Raw genomic sequence first — 17,714 nt, 5'->3', positions numbered from 1 at the left:
GCGGACGCCGGGCCGGCGGTGGCTTCTCCGCGCAGGGGCTTAAAAGTCTAACCCTGATTCAGAGCCCTGCGACCCTCAGGACCAGCCACCAGAATATGTCCCCCCAGAAGTACGCCAGCAGGAACCCCATGAAGAGCGCCGGGGCAAAGGGCATTGATTTTTTCCTGAGGAATGAGTTCTCAAGCCTTCCCTCCTCCACGAGGCGCTTGAGCTCCTCTATCTGCTCCTTCCTGAGGCCCTCAGCAGTGGGAGATGCTATGATCCGCCCCCTCCTTGGCCTCAGCAATCTCAGGTCCCATGAGACCAGGGCGCGCTTAATGCGTTCAATGCCGTCCTCCCTGTCCCGCATTACCTCCCCGTTGGTCTCGTGGATGACCTCGCCGAGTATGTCCCACTCTTTCAGCTCCTCCACGGGGACCTCTTCCATCAGAACATCCAGGCGCATGAACCTGACGGTGGAGAGGAGCACCTTCAGGAGGTAGACGAGGGCAAAGACCTTCCCCGCTGTTAAGAGCGCGACAGTTGGCTCCAGGTACATGAGGTACCCGAGGGACAGGATACCGGCGGCGTTACCGAGGTGGTGGAGCCTCATAAAGACCGGCAGCAGGACGAGCGCCACTAGGATTCCGGTTATGGGACTTGAGATTCCGGCGCTCCCCAGGATTGCCTGAACGGTTATGACGGCAACTATCCACAGGGTGAACTCAACGGTGGTGCGCAGCCCTCCCACGAAGACCTCCCTCAGGGCGTGAAACCTCCTCCTGAGCACGAGGACAGCAAGGGAGTATACGAAGATGAAGGGAAACACCGCCAGGATGCTGTTGAAAAGCACTGCCAGGGGATACAGGGGGTACGTCGTTCCGTAGGGAGGGACCACATCGGCGGTGGATGGGGCGAGGGGCAGGAGGGCGGAGAACGCCGCCAGAAGGACCACATCGCCGCTGGCCCAGGCCCCGATGTAATAGAGCAGGAGACCGAGGACGAAGCCCAGTATCAGTCCGATGAATCCGGAGGCGGTCATCAGGCCATCGTGGGCCATTATCCCCCGGTACAGGTAGTAAAGGACGCCGACTTCGGCGGCCGGAATCACAATCCTGCCGAGCCAGGTGGGAAGCTCGCTTTCCTCTTCTTCCTCTTCCTCCCACCCGAGGAGACGTCCAATGAGGGTGAGGGTTGGAAAAGCGTGGTTGTCGAAGATGAAACCCGTTTTAATATCGGTGTATGAGGTCAGTACTCCCGCTAAAAGACCCAGAACCAGGGGGATCGTCTCCATGATTCCACCTCACAGGTCTTCGAGTATCTGCTTCCGAACCTCCGCAGTGTAGTTGGAAATCGCACTGTTGAGGTCATGGACACTGCTCATGATGACCCGGATTGCCATCGTGACCAGTATCAGAACAGCGGCCAGCATGAAAAGGTACTCCAGCGCTCCCTGCCCCCTGTGTCTCATCGTTTACACCTGACTTCAATTCGGCGCTAAAGGATTTAAAAGTTTCCATCAGCCTTTTAAGCGGGGAGTGGAACGGGGGTCGTGGTGAAGATGAGAGTGTACAGGTTGAGGGTTCGCGAGGAATACCTGGACTACATAAAGTCCGGCGAGAAGAGGATAGAGGTCAGGGTTGCCTACCCCCAGTTCAGGGGGATGAAGCCCGGCGACAAGATAATCTTCAACGATCAGGTTCCGGCAGTGATCACGGGCGTGAAGGAATACGAGACGTTCCGTCAGGTTCTGAGGGAAGAGCCCATAAAGAAGATCTTTCCGGATGAGCCGAGCTTTGAGAGGGCGGTGAAGAGGTTCCACGGTATGTACCCGAAGTGGAAGGAGAACCGCTACGGCGTCATCGCCATAAGGTTCAAGCTCGTGGGTGAGAAAGGCGGGCGGTGATCCCGGTGCGCCACCTGGAGTTCGACGGACGCTACGCCGAGGCGATACTGAGCGGAAGGAAGAGGGCAACGGTGAGGCTCGGCAGGAGGCCGAATCTGGAGCCCGGAGATGAGGTCCTCCTGCACTCGGGCGGCTACGCGATAGGGAAGGCGGTTATCGAGAGGGTTGAGAGTAAAACGGTTGGTGAGCTTACCGACGAGGACGCTCTTCTGGACGGTTTTTCGAGCAGGGAGGAGCTTATAAGGGCCCTCAAAAGCCATTACAAACACGTGGACGACGACTCCATCGCTCACGTTATAGTCTTCCGTCTCGTGGAGCGCTTTGAAAAGCCGGTCATGAGCTCGGATTACGCCTACGAGGGCAACCTCCCGGTGGAGATAGCCGAGAAGGCCCTCAAACATCTTGACCTCTCCGACGAGGACAGGGAACTCCTCGAACTCTTCCTCCAGGCGGGGAGTCTCAGAAAGGCCGCCCACCGGCTGGGGGGCATGAACAAGAGGTATCTGATCAGGGACACCCTCAGGAGGGCCTACAGGGAGCTGAAAAGGAGGGGCATCATGGGGCCAAGGCTCTGATGCCCGTGAGCTGCCCTCCTGATTTTTCTCCCTGTGACGTCCCGGAGCCCATGGTTCAGCCATCCGGCACAGATTTGGACGGATGTTCAGAATTTCGGGCCGCTTTCTATCACTATCCCACCTCGAAAGCGGGAAGTCTTTTCTTAACGACGACCAACTTCCAGCGGTGGGAGAGCATGTGCCTTGTGGCTGGTGGACTCGGTTCAAATCTCAGGGACAGGTTCATCGTCATGATAAACGCCGGAAAGCACAGGGGAGAGGACAGCTTCGGCGTCTGGACGGACGAGGGCGTACTGAAATCGAGCGACTTCTCAAAGGTTCCCGAAATGCCCGACGGGAAGATAGGTCTCATACAGTGCAGGCTCGCCATGACGGGCTCCCCGGGCTTTACCCAGCCCTTCGTCAATGAGCTGGCCCTCGTCCACAACGGCGAGATATACAACCACCGCGAGCTGAGGGCGTGGCTGGAGGGACGGGGGGTATCCTTCGAGACGGACGTGGACAGCGAGGTAATCCTCAGGCTCATCGAGTTCTTCCTCGACCGCGGGCTGGACGCCTTCGGGGCGGTTCGGAAGGCGATGCTGATGATGGAGGGCGACTACGCCGTGGCCTTCTCCGACGGGGAGAGGATTCACCTCTTCCGCGACCCATTGGGTGTAAGACCGCTGTACCGCTCCCCGGAGGGATTCTTCGCGAGCGAGAAAAAGGTGCTGTGGGCCATCGGGCAGGAGGCCATTCCGGTAGAACCCGGCGAGCTGGTCACAATCTCGAGGGAGGGCGTTGAAGTTAGGAAAGCCCTCCAGCTGGAAGAGCTGAGGAGGAAGCCCCTCGACCCCGAGAGGGCGGTTAAGGCCATCGGCAGGGCCCTGACCTGCTCCGTCCGCCACAGGGTGGGGAAGAAAACCGGGGTTCTCTTTTCCGGGGGACTGGACAGCTCCCTTGTCGCCCTCATCGCCTCTGAGTACTCCGACGTCGTCCTCTACACCGCGGGGGTGGAGGGAAGCCCCGACATCGAATGGGCCAGAAGGGCCGCGGACAGGCTCGGCCTGGAGCTCAGGGAGTACGTCTTCGACCTGGACGATGTGAGGGAGGCGGTTCCGAGGGTTGCCTTCGCGATAGAGGAGCCGAACCCCATGAACCTGGCCATCGGGATACCCCTGTACTTCGCCACTGGGCTCGCGAGGGACGACGGTGTCAAGGTTCTCCTGAGCGGCCAGGGGGCGGATGAGCTCTTCGGTGGCTACGCGAAGTACCTGGAGAGGCCCGAGCTTATGGAGGAAGATCTGAAGGGGCTTGGTGAGAGGAACCTCGCCAGGGACGACAAGATAGCCATGCTGAACTCGGTGGAGGGGCGCTTCCCCTTCCTGAGCCTGTCCGTCGTCTCCGCGGCGATCAACACACCGCTTGATGCAAAGATATCCGGGGGCGTGAGGAAGGCCGTTCTGAGAAAGGCGGCGCTGGAGCTGGGTCTGCCGAAGGAGATTGCCATGAGGGAGAAGAAAGCCGCCCAGTACGGCAGCGGTTCCCAGAAGCTCCTGGAGAAACTCGCAAAGAGCGAGGGTCTGGGACTGAGGGAATACGCGGAGAAAGTCTTCAGGGAGATTTTTAAACGGGAATAAACGTTCCTGAACGTTCTTTAATGGTCCCGCCCCAAATGGGGCACCTCCACGTTTTTTCCTGCCAGCGGGGCTAACGCCGCGGAACGGTTTCGTGAAAAAGGCTTAAATAGGCCCGTTTCCAACGGTAAACCGGTGAGAGAACGTGGAGCTGAAAAAACCTGCCGTCATTTTCATCGGACTCATCTTCACCCTGGCCGTCATCCCCGGGGGAAGCGTCGGGTATGCGTTCGCTTCGGAGCGGGACATCGTTATCCTCGTGACGGACAACGAGGCCGACGAGGCGCTGGCGTACAGCGTGGCCTCCCTGCTGGGTGCCAGGGTTATCGTGAGTCCCTGGGGAACGTACAGCCCCGAGGTCAGCGCGGAGATTCTCAGCGAGGAGCCGGGGAGGGTGATAATAATCGGCGGACCCGTCGCAATCCCCGAGGACTACACGGGCGACCTGGACGACTTCGGAATCCCCTACGAGCGCTGGTACGGGGAGACGAGGTACGAGACAAATCTGGCCGTGATAGATGGACTGAAGAAGGAGTTTCCGGAGGTTTTCGAGGGCATCGAGACCGTGGTAATCGCCAACGGCAGGGACGGACTCGCGCTGAGGGAGTACATCCGGACGGTTAAAATCGGACCCTCCGGGACGCATGGAAGGCTCATCATCCTGACGGACGACGGAAAAACCAACGAGACACTCGAGGCGCTGGCAAAGTTCAGCGGGCTGAGGGAAGTCGTGTACATGACAACGTCGGACGGGAGAGGGCCCCTGTTTCCCCTGGACCGGGAGAGGGTTCTGGAATTTGCCCGGGAGCGCTTCGGGAACGACATAGGAACCGAGGAGAAAGCGACCTCGCCGGGGCCAAGGGACACCCTCGAGGTTCTCACGGCAGTCCAGAACAAGACGGACAGGGCGGAGAAGCTTCTCGACGGCCTTCAGATACCCGCCGCCAGAAGAAAGCTCGAAGCCGCCAGGGGCCTGCTCGAGGAGGCGTGGAGCGCTTACAACGCGGGCGACTACTCGGGGGCATACCTGCTGGCCATACGTGCGGGGGGAGAGGCGGATTTTGTGATAGCGAGGACGTACGTGGAAATAAGGACCGTGTACCAGGGCTCTGCGGCGGTGAGGCTCCAGAGAAGGCTTTCACAGCTTGAGGTCATGGTAACAGTCCTCAGGGAAAAGGGCTACGATGTGGACGAGATAGAGAGCCTGCTCCAGCAGGCGGAGGATGCCCTCAAGAGGGGAGATTACTCCGAGGTAATCAACGACCTCATACCCCGCATAAAGGAGATGCTGGCTGAGAAAACCGTCTGGAAGCGCAGTGTACCTCACCCGCCCCGCCCCGTGGGACGGGACAGGGGCAGACCATAAGTCTTTTTAACGCCTCTTCTCCATTCTTCCCGGTCAAAATGAGGATTCTAATGGTCGGTCACTATCCCCCCCACGCCGGTGGCGTTGCCAATCACCTGGACAACCTCGTGAGGGAGCTCAGAAAACGCCACGAGGTCCACGTCCTGACCTACGGGCCGGTTGAGCCGAGGGAGTTCGAGCGAGAATTCGTCCACCAGGTCAAGGTTCCTCCGATTTACGGGCTGAGGGGGACGAGCTTCGCCTTTCTGGGTTCCAGGAAAATCGTCCGGCTCCACAGGGAGCTGGGGTTCGATTTGATCCACGCCCATTTCGTTGGAACGACCAGCTTCGCGGGCGTTCTCGCGAAGGAGAAAACCGGCCTTCCCCTCGTCGTCACGGCCCACGGAAGCGACCTGGAGCACACGGCAAAGCTGGCCCTCGGAAGGTTCTACGTGAAAAAAACCCTCGCCGAGGCAGACGCGGTAATAGCGGTCAGCCACTGGCTGGCAGGGAAGGCACTGGCCCTCGGGGCGGGAAGGGTGAGCGTCATACCCAACGGGGTGCGTGAACTCGAAGGGGCCGGGGAACCGGGGAACAGGAGGTACATCACGTTCATCGGCGCCCTCCGCGAATACAAAAGCCCCCGGACTTTCATAGAGCTGGCGAGGGCGTTTCCCGAGAGGGAATTCCTTGTGGTGGGTGACGGCCCGCTCAGGAGGAGCCTGGAAGCGGATGCACCCGGAAACGTGAGGTTCCTTGGGTACAGACGTGACGTTGGAAAGATTCTGTCGGAGAGCGTTCTCCTCGTCCTGCCCTCCAGGAGGGAGGGCTTCGGCCTCGTCATCCTGGAGGCCAACAGCCTGGGCGTCCCTGCGGTGGGAAGGCGCGTGAGCGCGGTTCCCGAGCTGATCAGAGCGGGAAAGAACGGACTCACCTTCGGGACGTTCGATGAGCTCGTTGAGGCCGTAAAGGTTCTTATCGAGCCGAAAAGGAACCGGAAAGCCGGGGCCGTTGCGAAGGGTATTGCGGCGCTCTACTCGTGGGAGGCCGTCGCGGCGGCGGTTGAGGGGGTGTACTCCTCGGTGGTTGGGCAACGTTTTTAACGGCCCCGACTCCGTGAAGGCTGAGGGGTGAGAGCATGACGGTGGTAATCAACATGCGAGACGGAGTCGATGGGAGGGGCATAAAGATAGCCGCAAGATTCATACTGGAGGGAAAACTGGTTGCGTTTCCAACCGAGACCGTTTACGGCCTCGGTGCGGATGCCCTGAACGCCCGGGCCGTGAGGAGGATATTCGAGGCCAAGGGCAGGCCGGCGGACAACCCGCTCATCGTCCACATAGCTGACTTCAGCGACCTGGGGCGGCTCGCGAGGGACGTTCCCAGCGAGGCAGGGCTCCTCGCCGAGAGGTTCTGGCCGGGCCCCCTGACGATGGTCCTGCCGAGGAACGAGAACGTCCCTGACGTCACCACAGGAGGCCTCGACACCGTGGCCGTCAGAATGCCTGCGCACCCGATAGCGCTCGCGCTTATAAGGGCGAGCACTCCAGTGGCGGCACCCTCGGCGAACATAAGCGGAAAGCCGAGCCCCACCCTGGCGGAGCACGTCATAGACGACTTCTACGGGAGGATAGAGTGCATAATCGACGGCGGCGAGACCAGGATAGGCGTTGAATCAACGGTGATAGACCTCAGCTCGGAGAGGCCGACCCTGCTGAGGCCCGGCGGTCTTCCACTGGAAGAGATCGAGAAGGTCATCGGGGGGGTCGAGATACATCCGGCGGTCAGGGGCAAGCTCGTGGACGTCGCCCGCTCCCCCGGGATGAAGTACAAGCACTACTCGCCGAACGCCCAGGTTATAGTGGTCGAAGGGAAGAGGGAGAACGTGAGGAGTAAGATAGCCGAGCTGGTGCACGGGTACCGCGCGGAGGGCCTCAGGGTTGGGGTGATGGCCACGGAGGAGTACGACGCGGACGAGTTCTTCCACCTGGGGAGCACCGAGGAGGAAGTGGCGAGGAACCTCTTCAGGGCGCTCAGGGAGCTGGATAAACGCGGTGTGGACGTCATAATCGCGGAGGGAATCGAGGAGAGGGGACTGGGATTCGCGGTGATGAACAGACTGAGAAAGGCAGCGGGGTACAGAATAGTCTGGGCATAGACAACGCTTAAATATCTGGAGGGTCAAGATTTAGGCAACCGTCCCGGACTTGAATCATATGGGGTGAGAAATTTGGTGGGTAGCATGGGGCTGGAAGGGCCAGAGGACCTCGAACAGCTCGCCATCAAAAAAATCAACGGCGGTCAGGTGAAAGAGGGGCTTAAACTTATGCTGCGGGCCGCGAAGGGCTATGAGGAGGCTGGAATGAGTGAGGACGCGGCCAGGCTGTACAAATACCTCGGTTACGTTCTTCTGGAGAGAACGAAGTCCGTCGAAAAGGCCCGGCCCTCTCTTCTGAAGAGCGCCTACCTCTATCTCGACCTTATAGACGGCGAGATATCCAGGCCGGAGGTCGACATCGATCTTCTCGATGAGTACTGCTTCAGTGTCCTTGAGATATTCGCCACACTGGACGATCGCAGGAGCCTGACGAAGTACGCGGAGGAGTTCGCCGGAATCTACGAGGACCTTGGAGCGTCCTATCAGGACAACGATGACATAGAGATGGCTATAAAGGCGTACGAGTCCGCCTACAGGTACTACCGGCTGGTGGACAACATCGAGGCGTACAAGAGGATAGCCGAGACGATGATAACCCTATACGGCCAGGTCGCGGAAAGCAGGCTGGAAAGCGGGGACATCAAGGGGGCGGCGGAAGCGTTTTACCGCCTTGCTGCATTTATACGAGCGCTGTTTGGCTACGACATCCATTTCATCGAGATGATGGATACCGCTGCAAAGAACTTTGAGAGGGCGAGCAAGATGGCCTACTCCGATGGTGACCTGGACGGCACCACCACCTGCCTCGTCAAGGCCCAGTACTCGTACCTGCTGGCGAGAAACTTCAACCGGGCCAAGCTCATCGGCCTCAACGCCGCCAGAATACTGTACCAGGTGATAAATGCCCACCGCTCAAGGGGCGACGACGAGATGGCATCGGAGAAGCTAGTGGAACTGACCGAGGCCCTCATCGGGATAGGAAAGCTTGACGATGCCATGGGGACTTACAAAAGCGCCCTTGAGGGCAAGAGCAGTATGGAGTTCAGGGTACGCGTCAGGCTCGCTGCACTCAAGCGGTTCGCTGCTCTAAACAGCCGCGTGGATGTGCTGGAGGACATCGAGAACATAGAGTACTACACGGACAGGGGAAAATACACGAAGGCCCTGGAACTCGGAGAGAACGCCATGAAGCTGGAGGAACTCGCTGATGTTCTGGAAAAAATACATGAGGCGGAGGGAGTCTATCGCTCTCTCTGAGGGAATTAAAAGAGATTAGGATGACCTGACCTCGACCCTCGGGAGGGGTACGTGGTACGGAAGACGCATCTCCTTCGCGAGGAGCATCAGCATCGGGGAGACTTCTTTGGTTATGAAGTTGACGACCTCCGCGAAGGTTATGGGGTCTATCTTCTTCTCATCCTCCCAGAGGTTGAGTATCTCGTCCATCTTCTCCTTCCGCGGCGGTAGGTAGAGTATGACGCCGTCGATCGCACCTTCGGCTATCTTGGGGTTGTACTCTATCTCGTATCTGAAGAGGATTTCTATGCCGTTCAGCTTGCCGGTCGGGGTCCTGATCTCACCGAGGCGAATCTCCTCAATCTTCGGCGAGAGCCTGACCTCAATCTGGCCGGCTGGGACGGAAAAGGAAACCTTCTTCATTTCAACCCTGGTTATGTTGAACCCGAGCACTGGCATTTTCTTTCACCACCTCGAAGTTGATGGGTTTGTATAAAACGCTATCGGTAGGCCTTTAAACTTTCCCCCGAACTCCCTCAGATGCCGAGGGAAAAAGTTGTCAGGGTATGGGATGAACGGGAAGTGGTCTATCCTCCAAAGAGATGGCGCTACCTCCTGGAGAAGAGGGAGAGGGCGCTAAAGATAATGGAGCGTCTGGGCCAGTTCGATCCTCAGCTCTACGGCAGCGTCGCGAGGGGGGACGTGAGAAAGGATAGCGACATAGACATCTTCATCCCCTACCGGGTGCCGAGCTACCTCATCGAACTGGCCCTGGAGGGGCTGGTGAGCAGGAGGAAAATCGTGATGGCGACTCCGTGGCACCTCATCAAGGGGGTCATCGAGATAGACGAGGAGACGACGGTCACGTTCCCGTTAATCGACCCCACCGACAGGGAGCTTGAGTTCTACCGATGGGGCGGGGCGGTTGATCTGTGGGGCATGAAAACGAATGAGCGCGTCCCAGGCGTCAATAAGAAGCTGATACTCATAGTCCCCACCGAGAGGGGGCACATCGAGAGGGAAGTCGTCGGGCGGGAGAGCGAGGTCGCCAGAATCCTCGGGGTCAGCGTGGACATCGTCACCGAGCGCGTCCATGTGCTCACGAGGAGGGACGCGATAGGAAGAACCGGAATCTACATCAACGAGGAAGTTCCCGACTGGATGAGCTTTGAGGAGGCGCTGAAGCTCATAACCGACCGCGACCCGAACGTCAGGAGAAAGGTGCGGGAGCGGGGAGGGGTTTAGCGAAGGAGCCAATCCTGGAGGGGAACGACATCAATCCGTTTTCCATTCAGCTCGACCCTCTCCCGATCGACGAAGGTGATAACGGTAAGCCTCTTAGCATCAACCCTCTTTGTGGCGTTGAGAAGTGCCTTAAGCTCGCGCTCCCAGTTAAGGGTATGAAGCTCGTAGCTGACCTGAATCAGCTCGTCCCCAGCGAGAAAATCTACCTCCCAGCCATCGCCGGGAACGTAGAACAAATCCTCTCCTGGCTCAAAGCCCCTACGCAAAAGTTCAACCATGACGAGGTTTTCAAGCAATCTTCCTTTGTCCTTAACCCCAGTAATCCTCAGCAGGCCGTTATCAGCAAGGTAGGGCTTGAAGCCAAGCAGTTCCGCCTTTTTGTAAGACTTCACATAGGGAGGAAGACGGTGCAGAATGAACGCATCGCTCAGGTATTCGAGATAATCGGCGAGGGTTCCCTTACCTATCGAAACTCCAAGGCTCTTCATCGTCGAATACGCCTTGGTAAGTGTGAGATGGCTTGAACGGGCCAGGATTTTCAAAAGGAGCCTCAAAGCCGAGAGGTTCCTAACCTCCCAGCGCTCCACGATGTCGCGGTAGATTGCGAGGTCGAGGATTCCCCTGAGGACTTCAATCCTCATGTGGGGGTTGAGCACGACCTCTGGATAGCCTCCCCATTCGAGGTACTCATGGAGGAGCCTTCTAAGCTCCGCCTTCTCCGCGCTTGATAAGTAGCGCTTAGCCGCAAATCCCCTTGCCTTCAAAAACTCCCCGAAGGAAAAGGGAAAGACGCGAACCGCTATGGAACGCCCCCTCAGCTGGGTCGCTATCTCCTTCGAGAGGAGCTTCGAAGACGAGCCTGAAACAAAAACCCTGTAGCCAACGTCGAGGAGGTAGCGGACGAAGCGCTCCCAGCCATCAACGACCTGAACCTCGTCGAGGAAGAGGTGGAATTTTTCCCCACCCATCTCCCTCAGGACTTCCAGGAGTGTCATCAAATCCTCAAGGGAAGCCCCCACAAGTCTCGGGTCCTCAAGGTTCACGTAGGCGATGTTCTCCTCCGGGAGGCCCTCTGCCCTGAGTTTCTCGATGATTTGACGCATGAGGTAGGTCTTCCCTACCCGTCTCGGCCCGATTATCGCCAGTGCCATCTGGGTGTTGGGGACTCTCACATCAATTTCTCGTTCAATCCCATCGAAGGGCAGTGAACGGTAATCGAGAATCACCTCGGCCCAAGTTTCCCTTTCAATCATGGCCCATCATGGACTACATACAGTACAACCCTTTATAAACCCTTGTACTCCATACAGTACAAGATTGAAGAAAATGGAGAGGGCTTAATCCTGGCAACACTTCTCCTTCATGCTCGCGGGCAGGATCTCCTTGAAGCCCGTGTACTTCCAGAGGGCCTTCGGGAGCTTTACCACGCCTTCCTCCGTCTGGAAGTTCTCGAGGATGGCAACGATTGCCCTCGAGGTGGCTATGGCAGTCGAGTTGAGCGTGTGGACGAACTTGGGCTTCTCGTGGGTCTTGTCGCGGTACCGGATGTTCAGCCTTCTCGCCTGCCACTCGGTGCAGTTGCTCGCCGAGACGACCTCCCTGAACTTGCCCTGGCCCGCCATCCATGCCTCGATGTCATACTTCTTTGCCGCAACGTAGCCGAGGTCGCCGGTGCAGATGTTCACAACGCGGTAGGGAATCTCAAGCTCCCGGAATATCTCCTCTGCGTTGGCTATGAGCTTCTCGTGCCACTCCCAGCTCTCCTCGGGCCTCGCGTAAACGAACTGCTCGACCTTGTGGAACTGGTGCACCCTGAAGATTCCCTTCGTGTCCTTTCCAGCGGTTCCGGCCTCCTTGCGGAAGCAGGGGCTCACGCCGGCGTAGAGGAGAGGTAAATCCTTCCCCTCGATTATCTCGTTGGCGTGCATTCCAGCGAGGGGGTGCTCGGCCGTCGGGACGAGGTAGAGGTCCTCACCTTCAACCTTGTAGATGACGTCCTCGAAGTCGCCGAAGCTCGTGACGCCCTCCTCAACAAAGCGGCGCACCATGTAGGGCGGTATGACCGGGACGAAGCCCTTCTCGATGAGCTTGTCGAGGGCGAAGCGGAGGAGTGCCAGGTCGAGGAGAACCAGCTCGTTCATGAGGTAGTAGAACCTCGCACCGCTGACCTTCGCGGCCCTTTCAATGTCCGCACCGCGGAGGATTTCGAGCATGTCCACGTGAAGCCTCGGCCTCCAGTCGAGGACTTCATACTCCATCTTCCCGAGGCTCTGCTCCTTAAAGCTCTCGAGGAAGCCCTCCCAGACCCTGGCCTTGCCCCAGAACCTGATGGGGACGTTCTCGGTGTCGTCCTTGCCGACGGGAACACTCTCGTGGGTGATGTTCGGGAGGCGCCAGAGGTAGTAGTCTATCCTCTTTCTCAGCTCCTCGACTTCCTTCTCGAGCTCCTCAATCTGCTTCACTATCTCGTTGCTCCTTGCCAGGAGGTCGTCTATCGGCTCGCCGGCCTTCTTGCGCTTGCCTATCTGAACCGCCAGCTGGTTGCGCTCCTTCCGGAGGGCGTTGATTTTCTTCAGGTTATCGCGCCATCTGGCATCGAGCTCCAGAATCTCGTCTATCCACTTGAGCTTCTCTATCTCCCCGCGCTTTATGAGGTCGCCCCTGACGATATCGGGATTTTCACGGATGAGCTTTATGTCCAGCATAGTCTTCCACCTGGGGAAAGAAGGTGAAGGAGTTTAAAAAAGGTTTTGATAGGGGATTTGGAGGTACGACAAAGTCAGCCGAAGAAAGTAACCCCGACCTCCTCGCCGGCCTCCAGTATCTCGATGTTCTCCGGAACCTCGATGAAGCCGTCGGCATCCACGAAGCTCGTGACCGCTCCGCTTCCCTTGAGTATAGGCACCGCCTTTTCGCCCTCTACCCTGACCGGGAGGAACTGGCGCCTGCCTTTGACTGAGAAGACCTTGTGGGCGAGCTTCTTCCTGACCTTCCTGACCTCGCTCTCCCTTCCGAGGAGCCTTCTCAGGAGCGGTGCAACGAGCAGGGTGAAGTTGGTAAGACAGCTGGTCGGGTAGCCGGGCAGGCCAAAGACGGGCTTTCCATTGATCAGACCGATTATCGTCGGCTTTCCGGGCTGAATCGCTATGCCGTGAATCTTTACCTCGCCGAGTTCCTCGATTATCGAACTGGTCAGGTCCCTTATCCCACCGCTCGCGCCGCCGCTGAGGAGCACAATGTCGCAGCACTCGATTCCCTTCTCGATGAGCGCCTTGAGGCTCTCACGGTTATCCCTGGCTATGCCGAGGAAAACGGCCTCGCCTCCGAGCTCCCTGACCGCGTCCGCTATGGCGCGCCCGTTTATGTCGTAAATCTGACCTGGTTTTAGCTCCTCCCCAGGTAGAACGAGCTCGTTGCCGGTGCTTATCACGGCAACCCTTGGCTTCCTGAAGACTTTGACTTCCGAGAAGCCGACAGCAGAGAGAAGCGCGGTGTCCTTGAAGGTCAGCCGGGTTCCACGTTTGAGAAGGACCTTCCCCTTAGGGATATCTGCTCCGGCCTTCATGACGCCGAGGCCGGGGTAGGCCGGCTTGTAGATGATGACCTCTTCCCCTTCCCTGTCCACGTCCTCGAACTGTATAACCGCATCTGCTCCCCCCGGAAGGGGTGCGCCCGTGGAGATGTAAACGCTCTCACCGGGCTCGAGCTCCACAGTTGGAGTGTCTCCTGCGTTTATCTCTCCAACGACCTTCAGCCTGACCGGCTCGCTCTCGCCCGCCATGAAGGTGTCTTCCGCGCGAACTGCATAACCGTCGACGGTGGCCCTGTCGAAGGGTGGGACGTCCACGGGGGAGGCCACATCCTCCGCCAGAACCCTGCCCAGGGCTTCGCTCAGGGGGACGCTTTCGATTTTTGGCTCCAGCTGGAATGAGTTTATGACCTCGAGTGCCTTTTCCAGGGGGACGACCTTCAGGAACGCCATTCTATCACCGGGAGAAAAAAGAGCACCTTTCTATAAATGGGTTGCGTAAGCGGGAGTGTTTAACAGGAAAGCTCACCATTCCTCGTCCTCTTCCCAGTCTTCCTCCTCCCACTCTTCCTCCCAGTCCTCAAGCTCGTCCTCCTCCAGCTCCCACTCCGCCTCTTCCTCGAAAAGCTCTTCCCCTTCGAACTCCTCGACCTTCTTCTTTTTCTTAGGAGGCTGCATCCCGATCCCCGTTTCTACCTGCGGATAATGTCTTATAAACTTTTTTCTACCAATTTAAAGCATTTCGTGGCCAAATTCTGTGATTCGGCCGGTTAGAAAGGTTTTTAATTGATGATGCCAAGTGGAAATCATGAGAGTGGCCATTGTAACGAGCGACGCCCGCGTTTACTACACCGCCACCAGGGTGCTGAAAGAGTACGGCATACCCTTCCACAGCCTCCAGGTGGGTGAGGAGATACCCTTCGACGTCGAGGTAGTCCTGACGGGGGAGAGGGACTACAGGAGGGTCAGGTTTCCCGTAAAGGTCGTTGTCAGGGATGAGAACTTCATAGACGAACTCCTGGCGAAGCTCGAAGGCAGGGAGAGGTTTAAGAGGATTTACATCGCCATAGACCCCGGGGAAAGGCCGGGACTGAGCGTCGTCGCTGATAACCGTGTGCTCGAGGTTCACCACCTGAAGAGCCCGCGGGACGTTGGAGTAATCCTCGACCTGCTGGATAAGTATCCCGGCGCTAAAATCAAAATCGGCCACGGGGCGAAGAGGCAGAGGGTGCTCATGCTCAAGGCCCTCGCGGACGTGCTCGGCTACGATTACCCCCTAATCGTCGTGAATGAGTCGAGGACCACCCCGAAGGTGGGAGGTATAGAGGTTTCCCAGGTGCAGGACATCGTGGCGGCCATAAACATAGGCCTGCGCGAGGGGAAGGAAGTTCCCATAGGCGAGCTGCTCGACGTTAAGGAACCGACAAAGCGCGAGATAGATGACATAAAGAGGCGGAGCCGCGAGCTGAGCGGTAACATCACGATATCCTCCAGACTGGCCCGCGAAGTTGCGCTGGGCAACCTGACGCTGGATGAGGCGATAGAGAGGCAAAGGAAAAGGAGGCGGTCAGGATGATCTTCGGTAAGGATGAGGAGAGGTACGAGAAGATTAAGCTCCGCGTGGCGGAAGCCTTGAAGAGGGACGTTGGCAGGGGAATAGTCCGGTTCGACAGGAAGTTCCAGAAGCAGCTTGGGGTGGAGCCTGGGGACATCGTGGAGCTGATAGGCGACCGCACAACCGCCGCGATAGTGGCCAACCCCCACCCGGACGACAGAGGACTTGACATCATCAGAATGGACGGCTACATCAGGAGAAACGCCGGGGTCAGCATAGGCGACTACGTGACGGTGGCGAAGGCCGAGGTGCAGGAGGCGAAGAAGGTCACCCTTGCCCCGGCCCAGAAGGGCGTCTTCATCCAGATACCCGGCGACATGGTGAAGCAGAACCTCCTCGGAAGGCCCGTGATGAAGGGAGACCTCATCGTTGCGAGCAGCAGGGGAGAGACTTACTACGGCGGCTCACCCTTCGACGAGCTGCTCAGGGGGCTCTTCGAGACGATGCCCCTCGGTTTTGGAGAGCTGAAGTTCGTGGTGGTCAGCACCAGCCCCAAGGGCGTCGTCCAGATAACCTACAACACCGAGGTCGAGGTTCTTCCACAGGCGGTTGAGGTGCGCGAGGAGGCGATTCCGGAGGTTACCTACGAGGACATCGGCGGTCTGAGCGACGCCATCCAGAAGATACGCGAGATGGTGGAGCTCCCGCTCAAGCACCCGGAACTCTTCGAGCGCCTTGGAATAGAGCCGCCCAAGGGCGTACTCCTCTACGGTCCGCCGGGAACCGGTAAGACCCTCCTCGCGAAGGCCGTCGCCAACGAGGCAAACGCGCACTTCATAGCCATCAACGGACCGGAGATAATGAGCAAGTTCTACGGTGAGAGCGAGGAGAGGCTGAGGGAGATATTCAAGGAAGCTGAAGAAAACGCCCCCAGCATCATATTCATCGACGAGATTGACGCGATAGCGCCCAAGAGGGAAGAGGTCGTTGGAGAGGTCGAGAAACGCGTTGTCAGCCAGCTCCTCACCCTGATGGACGGCCTCAAGGGACGCGGGAAGGTCATAGTTATCGCCGCCACCAACAGGCCCGACGCCCTCGACCCGGCCCTCAGAAGGCCCGGACGCTTCGACAGGGAGATAGAGGTGGGGGTTCCCGACAAGAAGGGCAGGAAGGAGATACTCCAGATACACACCAGGGGAATGCCCCTTGAGCCGGACTACGATAAGGAAACCGTTCTCAGGGTTCTGAAGGAGCTCCTCAAACGGAAAGCCTTTGACGAGGAGGTTCTCAAAAAGCTGATGAAGCGCGTTGAGGGGGCCAGAAGCGACGACGAGGTAAAGGAGATTCTGAAGAGCGCGAGCGAGGTTTATCCCGAGGTCAGAACCAGGCTCATCGAGGGAATGCTCGAGAGGATCGCGGAGAAAACGCACGGCTTCGTCGGTGCAGACCTTGCCGCTTTGGCGAGAGAGGCCGCAATGGTCGTCCTCAGGAGGCTCATAAACGAGGGCAAGATAAGCCCCGAGCACGAGAAGATACCCCCTGAGGTCCTCCAGGAACTCCGCGTGAGGAAGGCTGACTTCTACGAGGCCCTCAAGATGGTGGACCCAAGCGCGCTCAGGGAAGTGCTCATCGAGATGCCGAACGTCCGCTGGGAGGACATAGGCGGCCTCCAGGAGGTAAAGCAGGAGCTCAAAGAGGCCGTCGAATGGCCGATGAAATATCCCAAGGCGTTCCAGAGGCTCGGCATTGAACCGCCGAGGGGTGTGCTCCTCTACGGCCCGCCCGGAACGGGCAAGACGCTCCTAGCCAAGGCCGTGGCGACGGAGAGCGAGGCCAACTTCATCGGAATCCGCGGCCCGGAGGTTCTCAGCAAGTGGGTGGGCGAGAGCGAGAAGCGCGTGAGGGAGATATTCAGGAAGGCCCGCCAGGCCGCGCCAACGGTAATCTTCATCGACGAGATTGACGCGATAGCCCCCGCCAGGGGTATGGAAGGCGACCGCGTTACGGACAGGCTTATCAACCAGCTCCTCACCGAGATGGACGGCATAGAGCGCAACAGCGGCGTGGTCGTTATAGCCGCCACCAACAGGCCGGACATCCTCGACCCAGCTCTGCTGAGACCAGGAAGGTTCGACAGGTTGATACTCGTCCCCGCCCCCGATGAGAAGGCCAGACTGGAGATACTCAGGGTCCACACGAAACGCGTACCCCTGGCAGGGGACGTCAACCTCAGGGAGCTCGCAAAGAAGACCGAGGGATACAGCGGTGCGGACATAGAGGCCCTCGTGAGGGAAGCGGCCCTGCTGGCAATGCGCAGGATAATGGGGGAGCTGCCGGTGGAGCTGGTTGAGGAGGAGAGCGAGGAGTTCCTTGAGAGGCTCAGGGTTTCCAGGAAGGACTTCGAGGCGGCCCTCAAGAAGGTACGCCCGAGCATAACGCCCTACATGCTCGAGTACTACAGGAACTTCGATGAAAACAGGAGGAAGATGGGCGAGAAGAAAACTGAGGGGCCCGACTACTACACCTTCTGATTTCCTTTCCTTTTGGAAAAAGTTTTATACGTTGGTGCC

Annotated in this window: 17 protein-coding genes; 10 read left to right on the top strand and 7 right to left on the bottom strand. The window is 58.4% G+C overall.

Annotation, left to right across the window (positions count from 1 at the left end; all coding sequences use genetic code 11):
- Positions 1-58: 58 nt before the first annotated feature.
- Both FH039_RS09970 and FH039_RS09965 read right to left on the bottom strand, forming a co-directional pair.
- The gene (locus tag FH039_RS09970; protein ID WP_139681192.1) at positions 59-1,273 is read right to left on the bottom strand and encodes an A24 family peptidase C-terminal domain-containing protein; all 1,215 of its coding nucleotides are present in this window, start codon (positions 1,271-1,273) and stop codon (positions 59-61) included.
- A gap of 9 nt (positions 1,274-1,282) precedes the next feature.
- Positions 1,283-1,450 carry a class III signal peptide-containing protein gene (locus FH039_RS09965; RefSeq protein WP_139681191.1) on the bottom strand — a complete coding sequence of 56 codons (168 nt, stop codon included), beginning with the start codon at positions 1,448-1,450 and terminating at the stop codon, positions 1,283-1,285.
- A gap of 90 nt (positions 1,451-1,540) precedes the next feature.
- Here FH039_RS09965 and FH039_RS09960 point away from each other — a divergent pair, with 90 nt between their 5' ends.
- The 7 genes from FH039_RS09960 to FH039_RS09930 all read left to right on the top strand — a co-directional run bounded on the left by FH039_RS09960 (position 1,541) and on the right by FH039_RS09930 (position 8,836).
- Positions 1,541-1,885 (top strand): ASCH domain-containing protein, encoded by a 345-nt coding sequence (locus FH039_RS09960; RefSeq protein WP_139681815.1) that lies wholly within the window; start codon positions 1,541-1,543, stop codon positions 1,883-1,885.
- Between the two features lie 5 nt (positions 1,886-1,890).
- Positions 1,891-2,460, top strand: coding sequence for an ASCH domain-containing protein (locus FH039_RS09955; protein WP_139681190.1), 570 nt, complete (start codon positions 1,891-1,893; stop codon positions 2,458-2,460).
- Positions 2,461-2,636: 176 nt separating this feature from the next.
- Positions 2,637-4,079 (top strand): asparagine synthase (glutamine-hydrolyzing), encoded by a 1,443-nt coding sequence (gene asnB, locus FH039_RS09950; RefSeq protein WP_139681189.1) that lies wholly within the window; start codon positions 2,637-2,639, stop codon positions 4,077-4,079.
- Positions 4,080-4,221: 142 nt separating this feature from the next.
- Positions 4,222-5,442, top strand: coding sequence for a hypothetical protein (locus FH039_RS09945; protein WP_139681188.1), 1,221 nt, complete (start codon positions 4,222-4,224; stop codon positions 5,440-5,442).
- A gap of 38 nt (positions 5,443-5,480) precedes the next feature.
- On the top strand, positions 5,481-6,524 hold the full coding sequence (locus FH039_RS09940) for a glycosyltransferase family 4 protein (RefSeq protein ID WP_168188402.1): 1,044 nt from the start codon (positions 5,481-5,483) through the stop codon (positions 6,522-6,524).
- A 35-nt stretch (positions 6,525-6,559) separates the two neighbouring features.
- The gene (locus FH039_RS09935) at positions 6,560-7,579 is read left to right on the top strand and encodes an L-threonylcarbamoyladenylate synthase (RefSeq protein ID WP_139681187.1); all 1,020 of its coding nucleotides are present in this window, start codon (positions 6,560-6,562) and stop codon (positions 7,577-7,579) included.
- An 84-nt stretch (positions 7,580-7,663) separates the two neighbouring features.
- The gene (locus tag FH039_RS09930) at positions 7,664-8,836 is read left to right on the top strand and encodes a hypothetical protein (protein ID WP_139681186.1); all 1,173 of its coding nucleotides are present in this window, start codon (positions 7,664-7,666) and stop codon (positions 8,834-8,836) included.
- Between the two features lie 15 nt (positions 8,837-8,851).
- Here FH039_RS09930 and FH039_RS09925 read toward each other — a convergent pair whose 3' ends face one another.
- Complete coding sequence (locus FH039_RS09925) at positions 8,852-9,274, bottom strand: hypothetical protein (protein ID WP_139681185.1); 423 nt, start codon at positions 9,272-9,274, stop codon at positions 8,852-8,854.
- An 81-nt stretch (positions 9,275-9,355) separates the two neighbouring features.
- Between FH039_RS09925 and FH039_RS09920 the strand changes: the two genes are divergently transcribed.
- Positions 9,356-10,060 (top strand): nucleotidyltransferase domain-containing protein, encoded by a 705-nt coding sequence (locus tag FH039_RS09920; RefSeq protein ID WP_139681184.1) that lies wholly within the window; start codon positions 9,356-9,358, stop codon positions 10,058-10,060.
- On the opposite strand, the gene FH039_RS09915 is transcribed toward FH039_RS09920, so the two are convergent.
- From FH039_RS09915 to FH039_RS12205, 4 genes are all read right to left on the bottom strand, one after another.
- The gene (locus FH039_RS09915; protein ID WP_139681183.1) at positions 10,057-11,313 is read right to left on the bottom strand and encodes an ATP-binding protein; all 1,257 of its coding nucleotides are present in this window, start codon (positions 11,311-11,313) and stop codon (positions 10,057-10,059) included. The genes FH039_RS09920 and FH039_RS09915 overlap by 4 nt on opposite strands.
- A gap of 84 nt (positions 11,314-11,397) precedes the next feature.
- The gene (gene serS, locus FH039_RS09910; RefSeq protein WP_139681182.1) at positions 11,398-12,765 is read right to left on the bottom strand and encodes a serine--tRNA ligase; all 1,368 of its coding nucleotides are present in this window, start codon (positions 12,763-12,765) and stop codon (positions 11,398-11,400) included.
- 74 nt (positions 12,766-12,839) lie between these two features.
- On the bottom strand, positions 12,840-14,042 hold the full coding sequence (locus tag FH039_RS09905; RefSeq protein ID WP_139681181.1) for a molybdenum cofactor synthesis domain-containing protein: 1,203 nt from the start codon (positions 14,040-14,042) through the stop codon (positions 12,840-12,842).
- 72 nt (positions 14,043-14,114) lie between these two features.
- Positions 14,115-14,267, bottom strand: coding sequence for a hypothetical protein (locus FH039_RS12205; RefSeq protein WP_168188401.1), 153 nt, complete (start codon positions 14,265-14,267; stop codon positions 14,115-14,117).
- A 130-nt stretch (positions 14,268-14,397) separates the two neighbouring features.
- Between FH039_RS12205 and FH039_RS09900 the strand changes: the two genes are divergently transcribed.
- Positions 14,398-15,165, top strand: coding sequence for a hypothetical protein (locus tag FH039_RS09900; protein WP_139681180.1), 768 nt, complete (start codon positions 14,398-14,400; stop codon positions 15,163-15,165).
- Positions 15,162-17,675, top strand: coding sequence for a CDC48 family AAA ATPase (locus FH039_RS09895; RefSeq protein ID WP_139681179.1), 2,514 nt, complete (start codon positions 15,162-15,164; stop codon positions 17,673-17,675). Before FH039_RS09900 ends, FH039_RS09895 begins: the two co-directional genes overlap by 4 nt.
- Positions 17,676-17,714: the final 39 nt, after the last annotated feature.

Source organism: Thermococcus indicus, from assembly GCF_006274605.1.
Classification (GTDB): domain Archaea; phylum Methanobacteriota_B; class Thermococci; order Thermococcales; family Thermococcaceae; genus Thermococcus; species Thermococcus indicus.
The sequence above is the reverse complement of the archived record's forward strand: the minus strand, read 5'-3'. Positions and strand labels throughout refer to the sequence as shown.